Source organism: Baekduia sp. Peel2402, assembly GCF_052567285.1.
Window position 1 is genome coordinate 2,983,566 of the sequence record NZ_CP199582.1, and the last position, 16,754, is coordinate 3,000,319.

Below are 16,754 nucleotides of genomic sequence, written 5' to 3' on the forward strand. Positions count from 1 at the left end.
ACAGGTCCTCGGCGCTGAGCTGGCCATGAGGACAGCTCAGCGGTCCGGCACGCATCTCGCTCTCACCCGCACCGCCACCTGGCGCGCCCCTGCGGTTCCCCCTGCGTCGCGCCCAGGAGGCCGGGGTGCGGGTCCCGTTGGCTCTACTCGCCGCCCACGGAGCCCACGCCGCCAAGCTCGAGGCCCATGACCGATGATTCCGACCGGCGGCCGCCGTCTCAGTACCGCGCGGCGGGGGCCGCCGTGCCTAGAGACCGACGACCCACCGGAGCCCGATTTGCCCTACCTGATGAACGTCCCATGCTGACCGAGGTCGCCGACGGCGTCTGGGTCCGCCAGAGCGAATGGGTCTGGACCAACTCCATCGTGGTGCGTGTGGATCACGGGCTGGTCCTGGTCGATCCCGGCATCACCGGCGCCGAGTTGGACGCCCTCGCCGATGAGGTCGACGGACTCGGCATCCCGGTGGTCGCCGGGTTCTCGACCCACCCGCATTGGGACCATCTGCTGTGGCATCCCCGGTTCGGCGACGTGCCGCGCTACGCGACCGCCGACGGTGCACAGCTGGCCGCCGAGACCCTAGAGCAGCAGAAGGAGGGGGCGCAGGAGGAAGGCGGGTCCGACATCTCGCTCGACCTGGTCGCCCTCGTCACCCCGCTGCCCGAAGACCACCGACTCGTTCCAGGCGGCGAGATCATCGAGCACAAGGCGCACTGCGTCGGCCACGCCGCCCTCTTCCTCCCCGACCGTGGAGTTCTCCTCGCCGGCGACATGCTCTCCGACGTCCTGCTCCCGATCTTCGACCCGCGCCAGGACGATCAGCTGGACGCCTACGAGAGGGCCCTCGACCTCCTCGGCGAAGCCGTCCGGCAGGTCGACGTCGCGATCCCCGGCCACGGCGCCGTCGCCCACGGTCCCGATGTGGCCGCCCGCCTCGCCGCCGAGCGCGCCTACATCGACGCGCTGCGCAACGACCAGGAACCCGACGACGCCCGCATGGGCCCGCACGCGGAGTGGCTCGACGGCATCCACAAGTCCAATCAGCGCGCAGTCGCGTAGGCCCGATGTGCCCCGCCGCGTCGGTGGTGGAACGTCAGATCTGTCCGCACCCCGCGCAGTGTGCGGTGCCGACTCGACGGGGCGCATGGCACTGGGCGCACGGAGCGACGACAGAGCGTCCGCAGCCCTCGCAGTGCTCGCCACGGCGCGCGGGATGACCGCAGAACGGGCACTTGTCCTGACGGATGCGTCGCCCGGGCAGGCGTCGGGCGAGATGACGCTGCAGAGCGGCGAGGGCCACCAGGGTGACGATGGCGCCGCCGGCGGAGATCACGAGCGGGCCGAGCTCGACGAAGTCGAACCAATCGGCGGTGTAGTCAATGCCCATGATCAGCGCGAGCACGCCGGCGGCTCCAACCCCGGCGTATCCGGTTGGCGCCCAGCGGGAGCGTCGACGGCGCTGCCAGGTCATGAGCCCTAGCGCCCCGATCAGCAATCCGAGCACCAGCACAAGGCGAAGTCCGAACGTGGTCAGCCGATTGCGCTGCCTTTGATCCTTGACCTGCTGTTGCTGGGCCTGTGAGATGTGGCGCAGCTCGGCGTCGACCGGTCGTGCGACCGCCCGCGCCGCTCGCGCTTGCACGTCGCTCTGGCGCGCGGTGGCCTGAGCGTCCGCATAGCGCCGCTGGGACTGGCGATAGCGGCGTGCGAGCCCGGAATCTCGGCGGCCTTCGTCAAGGGCCGTACGGTAGGCCTCCCGGTGATCCGCCAGCGCCCGGCGCCGTACGCGAACGACATCGGCCGCTTCAGCCGCCAGCTCGTTCGCGGTGTCACGGCGAGCCAGGATCGACTGCTGCGCAACCGTGAGCTGTGAGTGTGGCGAACGCAACGACGGGTCGTGCGCAGCGCGGTGGAGCTGGGAATAACCCCATAGTCCGCCCACCAGCAGGAAGCCCGCCAGGAGAACGGCGAGGAGGCGCTCGCCCTTGGTGAACTCGATCTCCTCGACATCGACACGCGTGCTCATGTTCAGCTCCTGTCAACGATCGTCCGTGGTCGCAGCTCGACGATCAGCTCACAATCCAGCGCGTGAGCCAACCGCAGCAAGGTGTCCAACCTCGGCGGCCGCAGCCCGCGTTCGAGACGTGCGATCGCCGACTGCGTCGTGGCGCAGAGGTCCGCCAGCTCGCTCTGCGACAGGCCACGAGCACGGCGCTGCTCGGCGACGCGCGCCGCTAGGTCTGCCCATAAGCGATCCTGGTCGTCGACCGGGTCCGCACGACGTCGCCATGGGTCGCTCATAGCAATCTTGCTATATAGCAGAGGTGCGATGCGTTTGCTACTTGTCTATCCCGGATCCACCGTGTTCGAGGATGTGATGTGCGCTCTACCGACGTTGTGATCATCGGCGCAGGTGCCGCCGGCCTGATGTGCGCCATGACCGCCGCTGCCCGCGGCCGGAAGGTGCTGCTCATCGACTCCTCCAACAAGGCCGGCAAGAAGATCCTCATGTCGGGTGGTGGCCGCTGCAACTTCACCAACATGTACGCGGAGCCGGCCAACTTCTTCTCGCAGAACCCGCACTTCTGCAAGTCGGCCCTGGCGCGTTACACGCCGTGGGACTTCATCGCCATGGTCAGCGAGCACGGCGTGCCCTACCACGAGAAGAAGCTCGGACAGCTGTTCTGCGACAACAAGTCCAAGGACATCCTCAACATGCTCTTGGAGGAGTGCGCGCAGGTCGGCGTCGCGCCGCATCTGGACACCTCGGTGCACCAGATCGAGAAGACCGAGGCCGGATACCAGTTGGACACCGACTTGGGCCCCGTCGCCGCGGAGTCGCTGGTGATCGCCACCGGCGGCCTGTCGATTCCGACGCTGGGCGCCACCGGCTTCGGCTATGACGTCGCGCGCCAGTTCGGCCACACCGTCCTGCCCACCCGCGCCGGCCTAGTGCCGTTCACCATGTCCGGCATGCTCAAGGAGCTGTGCACCGAGCTGTCGGGCACCTCGGTGGCCTGCGTGGTCAGCGCCAACGGGCAGAGCTTCCGCGAGAACATCCTCTTCACCCACCGCGGCCTCAGCGGTCCCGCGATCTTGCAGATCTCCTCGTTCTGGCATCCCGGCGACGCCGTGCAGATCAACCTGCTGCCCGACCACGACGCGTTGGAATGGCTGCAAGGCCAGCAGTCCGCGCGCCCCGACAGCGAGCTGAAGACGGTGCTGGGCGAGCTCTTCACCAAGAAGATGGCGACGCTCATAACCGACACCTGGTTCGCGTCGAAGCCGATGAAGCAGCAAACCCCGGCACAGCTGCGCGAGATCGCCGACCGCCTCAGCGCCTGGCAGGTCGTGCCGGCCGGAACCGAGGGCTACCGCACCGCCGAAGTCACCCTCGGCGGCGTCGACACCAGCGACATCTCATCCAAGACCATGGAGTCGCTCAAGAGCCCGGGCCTCTACTTCATCGGCGAGGTCCTGGACGTCACCGGCCACTTGGGCGGCTTCAACTTCCAGTGGGCGTGGGCGTCGGGTTATGCGGCGGCGCAGTACGTGTGAGGCCTGAGCCTCACCCGCTTCAGCCCGCGATCGTGATCGTGATCCCCGCCCGCTCGGCCGCGGCGGCGGCCTCCGGCGGCGGCGGCGCGTTGGTCACGAGGCGGTCGATCACGCCCGCTTCGCAGACGCGGACCAGGCCGGCCATGGAGAACTTCTCGGAGTCGGCGAGCAGGACGACCTCGGAGGCGGCTTCGATCATCGCGCGCTTGATCGGGACCTCGACCATGGTGGTGTCCCAGATGTCGAAGCGGGCGTCGACGGCACTGGTGCCGAGGAAGAGGATATCGGCCTTGAGCTGGCGCAGTGCGGTCTCGGCGAGGATGCCGACCAAGGAGTGGTAGTTGCGCCTGACGGTGCCGCCGGGAAGGATCAGCTCGATCGATTCGTCGGGCACGAGCTCCTCGTAGACCGCCAGCGAGGAGGTCACGACCGTGAGCGTCCGGCCGTGGAGGTGGCGGGCGGCCTGGAGCGTCGTGGTCCCGATGTCGATCATGACGGTCTGGCCGTCTTGGACCAACGCGGCGGCCGCGGCGCCGATCGCGTTCTTGTCGTCGAACCGCTCGATCAGCGTCTCGTCGAAGGGCGGCTCGGCGTTGACCGTGACGGCGCCGCCGCGGACGCGCTCGATGTGGCCGTCGCGGGCGAGCTCGTCGAGATCACGGCGGACCGTCATCTCCGAGACGCCGAAGCTCTGCGCGAGCTGGGCGACGTGCGTCGCGCCACCGCGGATCGCCCGGAGGATCTCCTGACGACGCTGGGCCGGGATGGTGTGTCGGGTCCCGGGCGTGGTGCTCAATGGCGACGAACAGCTTCGAACATTCAGGGTGACTTCTAGCAGACCCGGCGGCGCGGGCGGGAGGGGCGCGAGGAGACGCCCCTCCCGACTTCCCGCGCTAGCCGACCGAGACGGTGGGGGCGCGCTTGCCCGCCGTGACGGTCGCCTTGACCGTCTTGCCGTCCTTGGTGATCGTCACGACGAGCTTGGTGCTCTTCCCGAGCCGCTTGCCGGACTTCACGTTCACCTTGACCGTGCCGCGCGCGGTGCGCGTCACGGACTTCTTGGTGTTCTGCAGGCGGACGGACGCGCGGACCTTGCTGCTCTTGGACGTCGCGCCGACCTCCTTGATGGTGCACTTGGCGGTCTTGCCGCTCGCCGAGCAGCTGACCGTGATGAGCACCTTGCTGCCCTTGTCGCCCTTGGCGCCCTTGTCGCCCTTCGGGCCGGCGGGACCCACCGGGCCGATCGGGCCAGCGGGGCCGGACGGACCAGCCGGACCGGCGGGACCCGCGGGACCCTCCGGGCCGGCGCTGTCGGCCGGCGCCGTGTAGGCCGCCGTCCGCGCCGCGTAGTCACCGTCGCCGCTGTAGACGGCGGTGACCGTGTGGCCCTTGACGTCGGCCACCGCGGAGGTGGCGAGCGACGCCCGCCCCTGCGCGTCGACCTTGACCGGAGCGCCGACGTCCGTGCCGTCGACCTTGAACTGGACCGTGCCGGTCACCGCACCCGGGAAGGGATCGGTACCGGTCAGCCGCGCCCGCAGCTCGACCTGCGAGGGCTCGTCGGCGTCCCCGACGTCACCCGCGCCGACCGTCAGCTTGGCCTGAGCCAGCGGCAGGTCGAACGCCTGGACCTCGTTGGCCGGCGTCAGGTACGACACCAGCGCCGAGCCGTCCTTGGCCAGCTTCGCGCGGCCGGCCGCGTCGAGCGGGATCCGGACGTGCTGGGTCCCGGCGGTCATCGCGACCGTCGTGGACGCGACCACGCGGCCGCTCTGGTCCTCACCCCAGGCGGGGTAGCCGCCGTCGGTGATGTTGCAGGCGTCCAACCCGTAGGAGAACAGCTCCTCGAGCGTGCTCGACGACGTCGGCGCCGGGCAGCTGCTCGTGTACACCGGGATCGAGCCGGTCAGGCCCGTCCACAGGTACACGCGCGCGGTACCGGTGCCGGTCGACGTCACGTCCATCTCGGCGGCGTCACCGACGAGCTTGACGTTGTCGATCGACAACCGGTTGCTGGCCGGAGCCGGCGTGCGGCCCGCGATCGGCACGCCATCAGCGGCCGACTGCGCGATCGTCTGCGGAGCCCGCGTGCCGTCGAGGTTGGAGCTCGACACGATCGGGTCGGGCGCCGTCGTCGGCTGGCCGCCCGGGGCGGTGTAGTTCTGCACCGTCGCGCGACCCCAGCGGTACGGAGCCGCCTGGACGCCGTTGATCGACGACCACGCCAACCGGCTCTGGCCCGTGTCGATGTGCCGCAGCTGCGTGGTGCCCGCCGCGGAGTTGTCGTCGTTGTCGTACGGGGTGATGTTGAAGGTGAAGTTGTTGGGGTCGACGGCCGCCGGGAGGTCGGCCATCGGGATCTTCACCTCCAGGTTGTAGGCGCCACCGGCGTATGCGTGGCTGGTCGTGGTGGAGTTCGTCCCGACCCACGTGGCCGACGACGCGACCTGCACGCCCGGGGCGTTCGGGGCCTGCGCGACCGAGGACGCGAGCGGTCCGGTCGAGTAGCCCTGGTGGTTGTCGGCGTCACGCGACCAGCACGGGCCGTTGACGCCATTGCCGTTGGACCCGGTCGGGTCGTTGGTGTAGGGGAACACGCCCAACTTGAACGTGTTGGCCGTCTCACGCGCGTTGACGTTGGCGTTGCCGCGCGGGTCGATCAGGATCTCGACCGAGTCGGCGAGCCAGTGCGCCACGCACTCCTTCGGGGTCACGGCGTAGCTCTGGAACTCGTCTACGACGTGGACGAAGAAGTACAGCGCGTCGCCCTTGTGGGTGACCTTGGCGTAGCTGCCGGTGCCACAGTCCGTGCCGCTCGGGGCACACGCGGTGCCCTCCCAGACGCGGCTGAGGTCCAGCGACGGGCCCGTGTAGTCGGAGCCCTCGACGCCGTCGACCGTCGGAGCGCCGGCGGCCTCCGGGATCGTCGTCGTTGGGACGACCGCCATCGTCATCGACTCGGTCGACGTGGCCGTGGTCGGCTGGTCGTGAGACGTGTTGATGGTGAACGTCGAGGTCTGCGTGGCCGGCAGCGACGACGCCGTGCTCGTGACGTCGAAGTTGACGACGGTCTCCGCACCGGCGGCCAGGGCCGTGTAGGTGCGGTTGGCCGGCGTGACCGAGTAGCCCGACGGAGCCGTCAGCGAGACGTCACCGCTCTGAGCAGACGACGACCAGTTGTGCACGCGCACCTGGATCGTCTTGGTCTCGCCGAGACCGATCGACTGCAGCGCCTGCGAGCGACCGAGGCGACGCGCGTTGGGCGCGGTGTTCTCGGCCCAGTCCTCGTACTCGGCCCAGGTGCCCCAGCGCTCCAAACGACCCTCGACCGGCGAGACGACGCGCACGGCGTTGTCCGTGTAGCCCGTCGCGGAGCCGGAGGTGACCAGCGCCGAGATGTTGTAGTTGGCATCCAGCGTCGCGACCGAAGACGGCGGCGTGACCGTGAAGTCCACCGTCGTCTCGGCCCCCGACGTCGTGGCAGGCAGGTTCTTGGGCCCGTCCACCGTCCAGCCCGTCGGCACCGTCAGCGCGACGCCGTTGGTCTGGGCGGCGATCGTGCCGGCGCCCGACTTCAGGTGCAGGGTCGCCGTGAACGACTGGCCCGGCACGTTGTAGAAGCGGGAGAACGTGAGGTACTCCTGCGTGCCCAGCGGGAACCCGCCGGGATCCTGGACCGTCGCGCCGTAGAGGATCGCGTCGTCCTTGCCGGCGGCCGCGTTGGCGGTGGTGCCGCCCGGGGTCGTCGTGTTGGGCTGGAACGGGACCCGCGCGTAGGTCTGGCCGAAGCGCGAGCAGCCCGCGTCGGCGAGCGTCTGGATCATCGTCCGGCTCTGCGTCGGGTAGGCACGCTGACCCTCGAGCGCGACCTGCGCCCAGGTCTTGGCGGAGCCTGCCGGCTTGCCCTGGACGTTGCCTGCGGCCCACTTGTACGGCGAGTCGTAGCCGGTCCACACACCGGCGACCGTGTCGACGTTCGTGGCGGCCGGGACGAAGCCCGTGGTGCAGTTGGAGGCGTTGACGTTGCCGCCGGTCCCCGTGGTCGAGCCGCCGGAGAAGGCCTTCTTGACCTGCCACGTGCTCAGGGCGTTGGGGCCCGTGAGCTGCTCGGGGAACATGGTCGGGTCGGCCGCGGCCTTGATGCCCTCCCAGATGAAGCGCCCGGCCTGCTGGTGGTTGCCGTGGCCGGCGCCCTGGATGGTCGGGTTGAAGCCGATGTAGATGTCGGGCTGCGTCTCGCGGATGACGCGGGTGACGCGCCGCAGCGTCTCGGTCTCGTCCCAGAAGAACGCCGTCAGCGGCGCGCTCAGGTTGTAGAAGAAGTCGACGCGGTCGAGGTTGAAGATGTCGACGGTGCCCGACCGGTAGTGGGCGACGCGATCCTCGTTCTCGCGACGCAGGCCCAGGTCAGGACCGATCTCGGTGCCGGCGCCGTTGCCGCCGCCCTCACCGCGCGTGACCATGATGATCCCGCACTTGACGCCGTAGCGCGCATGCCACACGCCGCACGGCCCGATGATGCTCGTGTCGTCGTCTGGATGAGCCCACTCACCCATGACGTTGATCTTCACGGCCTTCGATGCCGTGTACGTCGAGGCGGGGGCGGCGCTTGCCGTCCCGACCGCTCCCAGCATGATCGCGACCAACGCGACCAGACCCACGAAATAGCGCTTCACGCCACTCCCTCCGGTTGACAAGGTCCCGCCGCTTGACACATCTTCGAACGAGTTCGAACAGCGAGATGCGCGAAGAAGCTAGATCTATGTGACTTTCGTGTCAACCAGGTGAGCCAAATTTCGCGGTCAATCGCTGCCATTCCAAGCGATTAGACCACGAATGAGGCCGTGCACCGACCTGTGCAGCGTTCTCACAACTCCGCACAAATTCGGCAATGACGTACGCGCCTAGGCCGCTGACGTCACCTTGCGCAGGTGCCGCGGCGCGCCCGGGTCGATCCCCTTGGCGCGCGCCAGCGCCCACGCGAACGCCTGGCCCGGCAGCACGGAGAGCAACGGCGACAACAGCGGCTCATCAAGCGCGGGCACGGTGAGCACGTGCGCGGCACCGCCCAGCTCAGACGCCGCTGGCCCGGAGGCGATCACCGGCGCGCCCGCCTCTTGGGCGCGCTGGGCAGCCTCGGTCACCGCGGGCAGCGTGCCGTCGGGCGCGGCGATCGCCCACAGCGGCACGTCGGCGTCCAGCGCCGCGACCGGGCCGTGGGCCATCGCGGTCGCCGACATCGCCTTGGCGCCCAAGTAACAGACCTCGGTCAGCTTCAGCGCGATCTCGTTGGCCGTCGCCAGCTCGATCCCGCGCGCGACCAAGTACATGCGGTCGATGCCCGCCAGCGCGCTCGCCACCGGTGCCACCACGGCGTCGAGGCCACCCAACAGCACGTCGGCGGCGTCGGCCGCCGACGCCAGGCCCGCGGCCAGCGCCGGCCCGCGCCCCGCGAGGTGCCCGGCCAGCAGCGCCAGGACGGCCAGCGTCCCGGTGTAGGTCTTGGTCGCGGCGATCGACCGCTCGGCGCCCACGCCGACATATAGGACATGGTCGGCGACCTGTGCCAGCGCCGAGCCCTCGCCGTTGGTGATCGCGACGGTCGTCGCGCCCGCCTCCCCCGCGCGCGTCAACCACGCCACGACGTCCGGCGTCTCGCCGGACTGCGAGATCCCGATTGCCACTTCGCCCGGCCGCGCCGCAGGGACGCCGTAGTACAAGGGCATCGACATCGAGTCGCGCACGACCGTCCAGCCGCGCAGCGCGCGCAGCAGGTAGGACGCGTAGATCGCGGCGTGATCGGAGGTGCCGTGCGCGGCGATCCGGACCAGCGGCGGATCGAGCGCGCCGAGCGCCCCGGCGACGGCGGCGATCTCCGCGTCGCGCGCCAGCAGCCCGCGCCACGCGCGCGGCTGCTCGGCGATCTCGTCGTGCAGGACCTCGGCGGCCGCGCTCACGCGGCGACCCGGGACGCCGGCGCCAGCGCCTGGCCGCTCTCGGCGTCGAAGAAGCGCAGCGCACCCGGCAGGACGCCGAACTCGACGCGGTCGCCGGGCAGCAGCGTCGAGCGACCGTCGTGGTGGACGACGACGCGGCGGTCATCGCCGACGTGAACGCCGACGAACGTCTCGCGGCCCAGCGCCTCGACGAAGCTGACCTCGCCGGCCACGGGGCCGGCCATCGTCGGGTGCGACGGATCCCAGATCCGCGCGCACTCCGGCCGCACGCCGACCGCGACCTCGGACGGCAGGCCTTCGACGCCCGGCAGCACGAGGTCGACCTCGCCCGCGCGCAGGCGCGTCCCGCCGCCGTCCGGCGCCGCCTCGGCCGACGCGGTGATGAAGCTCATCGCGGGCGAGCCGATGAAGCCCCCGACGAAGATGTTGGCCGGCCGCTCGTAGAGCTCCTCCGGCGTGCCGACCTGCTCCAGCCGGCCGTCGTTCATCACGGCGATCCGGTCGCCCATCGTCATCGCCTCGACCTGGTCGTGGGTGACGTAGACGGTGGTCGTGCGCACGTCCTGCTGTAAGCGCTTGATCTCGCCGCGCGTCTGCGTGCGCAGCTTCGCGTCGAGGTTGGACAGCGGCTCGTCCATCAGGAAGACCTGCGGGTCGCGCACCAGCGCGCGGCCGAGCGCGACGCGCTGGGCCTGGCCGCCGGAGAGCTGGCCGGGCTTGCGCGCCAGATACGGGTCCAGGCCCAGCGACGCGGCGGCCTCCCGGACGCGCCGCTCGATGTCGGCCTTCGGCGTCTTGCGCCGCCGCAGCCCGAAGGCCAGGTTGTCGAACACGGTCATCTGCGGGTACAAGGCGTAGTCCTGGAAGACCATCGCGATGTCCCGCTCGCGCGGCGCGACCTGGTTGACGACGCGGTCGCCGATCCGGATCTCACCTCCGGTGATCGACTCCAGGCCCGCGAGCATCCGCAGCGCCGTCGTCTTGCCGGAACCCGAGGGCCCGACCAAGACCATGAACTCGCCGTCGGCGATCTCCAGGTCCAGACCGTGGACGACCTCGTGGTCGCCGTAGGACTTGCGGACCTCGCTGAAGCGGACTGCACCCATTTGCGAACTACCCCTTCACGGCACCCGAGACCATGCCCCGGATGAAATGGCGCTGGAGGAACACGTACAACACGACCACGGGGAAGGCGACGATCACGGCGCCCGCCGCCAGCAGCGTGAGATCGGCCTGGTTGCGGCCGACGAAGAAGCTGAGGCCCAGCGGCGCGGTGCGCAGGCCCTCGTCGGTGACCATGACGAGCGCCAGCAGGAACTCGTTCCAGGTCCACATGAACAACAACACGACCATCGTCAGCACCGCCGGCTTGGCCAGCGGCAACAGCACGCGCCAGAGCGTGAACCAGCTCGACGCGCCGTCGATCCGCGCCGCCTCGACCAGCGACGGCGGCACCGACCGGAAGAACGCCCGCATCCAGAACGTGCCGAACGCGATCGACGTCCCCGCCTGGGGCAGGATCAGCGCCCAGTAGGTGTCGGTCAGCTCCAGGTCGCGCAGGTCGTAGTACAGCGGGACGATCATCGCCTCCATCGGCACCATCAGGCCGAGCAGGAAGATGTAGAACAACGGCTGGGCGAAGCGGAAGCGCATCATCCCGAACGCGTAGCCGGCGAGGATCGAGACGACCGTCGAGATCCCGACGACCGACACGGCGACGATCGCCGAGGACTTCAGGTAGGTCCCGAAGTTGCCGTCCTGCCAGGCGCGCTTGAAGTTGTCGAAGTGAAAACCATCGAAGGACCCGAACGACGCGCCGCCGCCCTTCTGCTGCAGCGCGGTGAAGACGATCCCGACGATCGGCAGCAGCGCGATCAGCGAGAAAACGCCGAGCAAGGCGTAGGTGAACGACTGCTCACGGCGGCTGGTCATCGCTGCGACCCCCGTTCGGCGATCTGGTTGATCGCGGTCGACAGCAGGAAGATGACGACGGCCAGCGTCAGGCCCATCGCCGCGGCCGAGCCGACCTGCCCGGTCTCGAACGCGCGCTGGTAGACCTGGTAGGCGGGGACCGACGTCGCGTCGCCCGGCCCGCCCTTGGTCGTGTTGTAAATGATGTCGAAGTTGCGCAGCGCCTGGATCGTGCAGAGCGTCAGCGCCACCGCGATCTCGCCGCGCAGCGCCGGCAGCGTCACCGCAACGAACTCGCGGACCGGCCCGGCGCCGTCGACGCGCGCGGCGTCATACAGCGACCGCGGGATCTTCTGGACCCCCGCGGTCAGCAAGACCATGCACAACCCGTACATCACCCACGTGCCGATCAGACCGACCGCGGGCAGCGCGACGCCGAAGTCGCCGAGCCAGGACTTCGCCAGCCCGCCGAGCCCGACGGCGCGCAGCGCCTCGTTGATCGGCCCGTCGTTGGGGTCATAGATCATCCGCCACATCACGGCCACGACGACCAGCGCCACGACCTGCGGCAGGAACAGCACGACGCGGAAGAACGTGAACCCGCGCACGTGCGTGCGCGCGACGACGCCGGCCAGCAGCAGGCCGATCGCCGTCGGCAGCAAGGCGTAGAAGACGATCAGCAGCAGCGCGTGGCCAAATGCCTTGCGCTGCACGGGGTCTGAGAAGACGTCGCCGTAGTTGCCCAGGCCGACCCACTTGCCGGCCGTGATGCCGTCCCACTCAAAGAACGAGAGCCAGACCGCGTGCAGCAGCGGGACGAGCGTGAACGCCCCGAAGATCAGCAGCGCGGGGATCAGGTACACGTAGCCGATGCGCCGGGGCTCGCCCGGCGGGGCGGCCCCGCCGCGCACACGCGCGGCGGGGACCTCCTCGGCGATGATGGGACGGGTCGCCACGGACCTAGCTGCTCTTGGAGGCGTCGACCTTCTTCTGCACGCCGGCCGTGAACTCGGTCGGCGAGTCCTTCAGCGCCAGCATGTTCTGGATCGCGCCGCCGAGGTCGTCGCCGAACGTCGGCGTCGTGTAATCGGCGTACGGGATCAGGCCGTCGGCCTCGCCGAGCGCCTTCCAGGCGGCCGCGACGTCCTGCGTCAGTGCGCCCTCGGGCGCCGGCGTGTCGTACTTCATGGCCGCCAGGTTCTTGGTCTCCGTCAGCACGTTGGCCGCGTTCTGGTCGGTCAGGAAGTCGATGTAGGCCGCGGCCACGTCGGGGTTCTTGGACTTCGACGTGATCGTGAACGGCAGCGACTCGCCGCCGAGCGCGACCGGGTCGCCCGCGGTCTCGCCGGGGATCGTGAAGAACCCGACGTCATCGCCCATCTGGTCGGCCAGGTCGGCCACCAGCCAGGTGCCGGCGATCAAGAACGTGCCCTTGCCCTTGGCGAAGCGCTGCCACGCCGGGTCGTAGCCCGTGCCGTTGAAGTCCTTCGTGAAGTACCCCTTCTTGACCCAGTCCTGGAGCTTGGCCGCCCCGGCCTGGAACTCGGGGGTGTCGAACGAGGCGCCGTCCTTCTGGAAGACGAAGTCGCGCACCGCGGTCTTGTCGGCCGCCGTGGCCAGCGCGGTCTCGTACTCGTGGATGCCGGGCCACTTGTCGAGGTTGCCGAACTGGATCGGCACGTCGCCGTCGGACTTGGCCTTCTCCAACGCGGCCTCGAACTCGGCCAGCGTCTTGGGGACCTCGGTGATCTTCTTCTTGTTGTAGAAGACGCCCACGATCTCGCCCATCTGCGAGAGGCCGTACAGCTCGCCCGTGCCGAACGTCGTCCCGTCGGCCTCGAACTTGTTGAGGTCGAGCAGGAGGCTCGGGTAGCGATCGGCCCAGCCGTAGATCTTGGCGTAGTCGTCGACCGGGCGCAGGAGCTTGCCCTTGACGAGCTGGCCCATGACGCCCAGGCCCTGGTTGGCCTCGACGACGTCCGGCGCCTTGGGGCCGGAGACCGCCAGCTTCAGCGTCGTGTTGAGGTCGTCGAACGACTTCGCCACGCGCTTGATCTTGACGTTGGGGTACTTCGCCATGAACTGCTTGTTGAGTTCCTTGATCTGCGCGGCCTGGCCGCCGCGGACCTCCTGGTCCCAGACCGTCAGCGTGACGTCGCCAGCCTTGGCGATGTCCGGCTTGGTCTGCGACGCGGTCGCCGTCGTCGTCTTCGGAGCGTCATCGCTCGAATCGCCCGGCGTGCCACATCCTGCTGCGAGCGCCGTCGCCGCGATTGCGGCCAGCGAGCCCATCACCCTCATGCGCATCAACAACATCCTCCTCCGTGTGTTCAGGTCGTGGTCCGGCCCGGGACGGCCAGCCCGCGTTCGATGCCCGCCGCGGCGAGCTGGTCGATGGTCTGCGCGCCCGCCACCGCGGTGGGGACGCGCACCGACAGCGCCGCGGCCAGGCAGGCCCAGCGCAGGCAGTCCTCCGGCGTGGCGCCGGCCAAGTCGCTCCAGATGTAGGCGGCGGCGAACAGGTCGCCCGCGCCCGTCGTGTCGACGGCCTCGATGCCGTCGACGCCCGGAACCTCGGTCACGTCGTCGCCGGCGGCGATCAGCGCGCCGTTCGGCCCGAGCGTCACGACGACGCGCGGCACGCGGGCGGCGAGCGAGAACGCTGCGTCGACGACGTGCTCGGTGCCGGTCAGCAGCCGCGCCTCGCGCGCGTTGACCAGCAGCGCGCGGGCGGTCCGCAGGCGCTCCGGAAGCGGCTCGCCCTCGGCGTGGGCGCGCGCCTCGGCGTCGCCCGACGTCGCATACAACATGGTCTCGCCCGGCACGCAATCGAGGCGCGTGAGCGACGTGAGGACCGCGCGCGGCGCGAACGACTCCACGTCGGCGCGCGTGGCGCGCTCGTCGGGGTCGAAGGTGACCATCGCGCGCTCGCCCGCGTGCGGCAGGACCGCGGTGACCGGCGTGCGCGCGACCGTGCGCGGCGGCAGCTTGACGCCCTCGGCGACGAGCACCGAGCGCACGAACGCGCCCTCGGCGTCGTCGCCCAGCGGCGACGCGAGCGCCGTCTTCAGCCCCAGCCGCGCGGCGCCGATCGCCACCGTGCCCGCGCCCCCGGGGGAGCGGAGCAGGTCGTCGGCATGGCGCTCCTCGCCCGGCGCGGGCAGCGCGTCGAGCCCCACGAACGTGAGGTCGACGAACGCCGGATCGGCGCAGACGAGGTCGATGGTCACTTGGCGAACGCCTCCGCCAAGCCCGGCAGCCGCTCGCAGTACTCCTCGAAGATCTCGCGCGCGGTGGCGACCGACGGGACGAGCGGGTGCAAGGCCAAGGCCTTGATCGCCTGGCGGCGCGAGCCCGATAGCGCGGCGTCGATCGTCGTGCGCTCGACGTCCTTCATCGTCTCCACGAGCGCGCGCGCGTGCGGGGCGACCTCGCCCATCGCGACCGGCACGGGGCCGGAGCGCCCGACGATGCAGGGCACCTCGACGACCGCGCGGTCGTCCAGGAACGGCAGGCTGGAGCGGTTGGCGGTGTTCAACACCAACACGGCGCGCGTGTTGTTGGCAATCGCCTCCAGGACGGCCATCGCCTCGCCCTCGTAGCCGCCGTTCTCGTCGATCTCGTGCTCGTGGCCATCGCCGGCCGCGCTGCGCGCCTCGGCCATGTAGGTGCGCTCGCGGTCGTGCCGCGTCCCGCGCCAGGACTCAAGCGCAACAGCCGGCGGCTGCTCGCCCTCGGCGTAGAACGCGCTCTGCTGACGCAGCAGGAAGGCGCCGCGCGACTCCGGGCTCTGGCGGATCGCGTTGACGGTGTCGGCCGAGTAGTAGAAGTAGTACAGGTACTCGTTTGGGATCATCTCCAACGAGCGCAGCCACTCGCCGCCGAACAGGCGGCCCTCCTCGAAGGTGTCCAACAACGCGTCCTGCTCCAGCAGGCCGGGCAGCAGCTGCTGGTCGCCGTCTCGCACGCCGCGCAGCCAGCCGAGGTGGTTGAGGCCGAAGTAGTCAAACCACAACTCATCAGCCTCGCGGCCGAGCGCGCGGGCGACGCGGCGCATCAGGCCGGCAGGCGAGTCGCAGATCCCGATCGCGCGGTCGCCGAGCACGCGCTGGACGGCCTCGGTGACCATCCCGGCCGGGTTGGTGAAGTTGATCAGCCACGCCTCAGGCGCGTGCTCGGCCATCGTGTTGGCCAGCTCCATCATCACCGGGATCGTCCGGAGCGCGAAGCAGAGGCCGCCGGGGCCGGTGGTCTCCTGACCCAGGACGCCGTGACCGAGCGGGACGCTCTCGTCGACGACGCGGCCCTCGAGCTGCCCGACGCGGATCGCGCAGAGCACGAAGGCGGCGCCCTGGACCGCGTCGACGAGGTCGGTCGTACCGCGGAACGGAAGCTGCACGCCGCGCTCGATCGCCAGCCCGCTGAGGACGGGGGCGATGCGGTCAAGACGATGCTGCTCGACGTCGTGGAGCACGACCTCCTCGATACCCAGGCGATCCCGCATGTCCATCAACGCGGTGTAGACCAAGGGCACGCGGAACCCGCCGCCGCCGACGATCGTGAGCTTCATGCGATGGTTACCTCGATCCCGGCGTCTTCGATGGCCGCGCGGTCGCCTGCCGGAAGGCCCGCGTCGGTGATGATCAGATCCAGCTCCTCGGGACCGCACACGCGCACGACGCCGCTCATCGAGAACTTCTCGCTGTCGGCGACGAGCACCACGCGCCCGGCAGCCCGGATCATGGCTCGCTTGATGGGGACCTCGATCATGGTCGTGTCCCACACTGAGAGGTCCGGGTCGATGGCGGAGGTCCCCAGGAAGACGACGTCGGCGTTGAGCTGGCGCAGCGCCTCCTCGGCGAGCACGCCGACCATCGAGCGGTAGTTGCGGCGCACGAGGCCGCCGGGGAGGACGATCTCGACGTCCTCGTCGTCGCGGAGCTCGTCGAGCGCCGCCAAGTTGGTGGTGATGAGCGTGACGTTGCGCCCGCGCAGGTGGCGCGCGATCTGCAGCGTCGTCGTGCCGATGTCGAGCATGACCGTCTGGCCGTCCTGCACGAGCGCGGCGGCAGCAGCGCCGATGCGGTCCTTGACCTCCTGGCCCTCCAGCGCGATCTCGCCGAACGGCCGCTCGGGGACGGTGTCGACCGCGCCGCCGTGCACGCGCTCGAGCTTGCCGTCGCGCTCCAGGGCGTGCAGATCGCGCCGGACCGTCATCTCGCTCACCTCGAAGGCGCGGGCGAGCTCCGAGACATGGGCGGTCCCGGACCGCACGGCCTGGAGGATCCGCTGACGGCGCTGTGCCGGGACCGTCACGCGTTCAGGCAC

Annotated in this window: 14 protein-coding genes; 2 read left to right on the forward strand and 12 right to left on the reverse strand. The window is 70.0% G+C overall.

The genetic code is table 11. From position 1 onward, the window contains the following. The first annotated feature begins 300 nt into the window (after positions 1–300). Positions 301–1,059, forward strand: a complete 759-nt coding sequence (locus ACT01A_RS14615; protein ID WP_445147817.1) for an MBL fold metallo-hydrolase — start codon at positions 301–303, stop codon at positions 1,057–1,059. Between the two features lie 34 nt (positions 1,060–1,093). Here the strand turns inward: ACT01A_RS14615 and ACT01A_RS14620 are convergent, their stop codons facing one another. Continuing rightward, positions 1,094–2,026, reverse strand: a complete 933-nt coding sequence (locus ACT01A_RS14620) for a zinc ribbon domain-containing protein (RefSeq protein ID WP_445147818.1) — start codon at positions 2,024–2,026, stop codon at positions 1,094–1,096. Between the two features lie 2 nt (positions 2,027–2,028). Further along, positions 2,029–2,301 (reverse strand): helix-turn-helix domain-containing protein, encoded by a 273-nt coding sequence (locus ACT01A_RS14625; RefSeq protein ID WP_445147819.1) that lies wholly within the window; start codon positions 2,299–2,301, stop codon positions 2,029–2,031. 78 nt (positions 2,302–2,379) lie between these two features. On the opposite strand from ACT01A_RS14625, the gene ACT01A_RS14630 reads away from it, so the two are divergent. Beyond that, a complete protein-coding gene (locus tag ACT01A_RS14630) occupies positions 2,380–3,558 on the forward strand; it encodes an NAD(P)/FAD-dependent oxidoreductase (protein WP_445147820.1) in 1,179 nt (392 codons plus the stop codon). Between the two features lie 19 nt (positions 3,559–3,577). Here ACT01A_RS14630 and ACT01A_RS14635 read toward each other — a convergent pair whose 3' ends face one another. The 10 genes from ACT01A_RS14635 to ACT01A_RS14680 form a co-directional block, all read right to left on the reverse strand. Beyond that, complete coding sequence (locus tag ACT01A_RS14635) at positions 3,578–4,354, reverse strand: DeoR/GlpR family DNA-binding transcription regulator (protein WP_445147821.1); 777 nt, start codon at positions 4,352–4,354, stop codon at positions 3,578–3,580. Positions 4,355–4,451: 97 nt separating this feature from the next. Next, positions 4,452–8,234 (reverse strand): PIG-L family deacetylase, encoded by a 3,783-nt coding sequence (locus tag ACT01A_RS14640; RefSeq protein ID WP_445147822.1) that lies wholly within the window; start codon positions 8,232–8,234, stop codon positions 4,452–4,454. 228 nt (positions 8,235–8,462) lie between these two features. After that, positions 8,463–9,515: an SIS domain-containing protein gene (locus ACT01A_RS14645; protein WP_445147823.1), complete on the reverse strand. Its 1,053-nt coding sequence runs from the start codon at positions 9,513–9,515 to the stop codon at positions 8,463–8,465. Then, on the reverse strand, positions 9,512–10,621 hold the full coding sequence (locus ACT01A_RS14650) for an ABC transporter ATP-binding protein (RefSeq protein ID WP_445147824.1): 1,110 nt from the start codon (positions 10,619–10,621) through the stop codon (positions 9,512–9,514). Before ACT01A_RS14650 ends, ACT01A_RS14645 begins: the two co-directional genes overlap by 4 nt. A gap of 7 nt (positions 10,622–10,628) precedes the next feature. Beyond that, positions 10,629–11,447 (reverse strand): carbohydrate ABC transporter permease, encoded by an 819-nt coding sequence (locus ACT01A_RS14655; protein WP_445147825.1) that lies wholly within the window; start codon positions 11,445–11,447, stop codon positions 10,629–10,631. After that, positions 11,444–12,364, reverse strand: coding sequence for a carbohydrate ABC transporter permease (locus ACT01A_RS14660; RefSeq protein ID WP_445152832.1), 921 nt, complete (start codon positions 12,362–12,364; stop codon positions 11,444–11,446). The genes ACT01A_RS14655 and ACT01A_RS14660 overlap by 4 nt, the downstream gene beginning before the upstream one ends. A 22-nt stretch (positions 12,365–12,386) precedes the next feature. Continuing rightward, positions 12,387–13,733, reverse strand: coding sequence for an extracellular solute-binding protein (locus ACT01A_RS14665; protein WP_445147826.1), 1,347 nt, complete (start codon positions 13,731–13,733; stop codon positions 12,387–12,389). Between the two features lie 23 nt (positions 13,734–13,756). Then, a complete protein-coding gene (locus ACT01A_RS14670; RefSeq protein ID WP_445147827.1) occupies positions 13,757–14,656 on the reverse strand; it encodes a carbohydrate kinase family protein in 900 nt (299 codons plus the stop codon). After that, positions 14,653–15,996 carry a 6-phospho-beta-glucosidase gene (locus tag ACT01A_RS14675; RefSeq protein ID WP_445147828.1) on the reverse strand — a complete coding sequence of 448 codons (1,344 nt, stop codon included), beginning with the start codon at positions 15,994–15,996 and terminating at the stop codon, positions 14,653–14,655. The genes ACT01A_RS14670 and ACT01A_RS14675 overlap by 4 nt, the downstream gene beginning before the upstream one ends. Continuing rightward, positions 15,993–16,754: a DeoR/GlpR family DNA-binding transcription regulator gene (locus tag ACT01A_RS14680; protein ID WP_445147829.1), complete on the reverse strand. Its 762-nt coding sequence runs from the start codon at positions 16,752–16,754 to the stop codon at positions 15,993–15,995. Before ACT01A_RS14680 ends, ACT01A_RS14675 begins: the two co-directional genes overlap by 4 nt.

Excerpts from the sequence above, each read along its gene's own strand:
- ACT01A_RS14615 (WP_445147817.1), top strand. The coding sequence starts at position 301 with ATGCTGACCGAGGTCGCCGACGGCGTCTGGGTCCGCCAGAGCGAATGG.
- ACT01A_RS14620 (WP_445147818.1), bottom strand. The coding sequence starts at position 2,026 with ATGAGCACGCGTGTCGATGTCGAGGAGATCGAGTTCACCAAGGGCGAG.
- ACT01A_RS14625 (WP_445147819.1), bottom strand. The coding sequence starts at position 2,301 with ATGAGCGACCCATGGCGACGTCGTGCGGACCCGGTCGACGACCAGGAT.
- ACT01A_RS14650 (WP_445147824.1), bottom strand. The coding sequence starts at position 10,621 with ATGGGTGCAGTCCGCTTCAGCGAGGTCCGCAAGTCCTACGGCGACCAC.
- ACT01A_RS14655 (WP_445147825.1), bottom strand. The coding sequence starts at position 11,447 with ATGACCAGCCGCCGTGAGCAGTCGTTCACCTACGCCTTGCTCGGCGTT.
- ACT01A_RS14665 (WP_445147826.1), bottom strand. The coding sequence starts at position 13,733 with ATGCGCATGAGGGTGATGGGCTCGCTGGCCGCAATCGCGGCGACGGCG.
- ACT01A_RS14675 (WP_445147828.1), bottom strand. The coding sequence starts at position 15,996 with ATGAAGCTCACGATCGTCGGCGGCGGCGGGTTCCGCGTGCCCTTGGTC.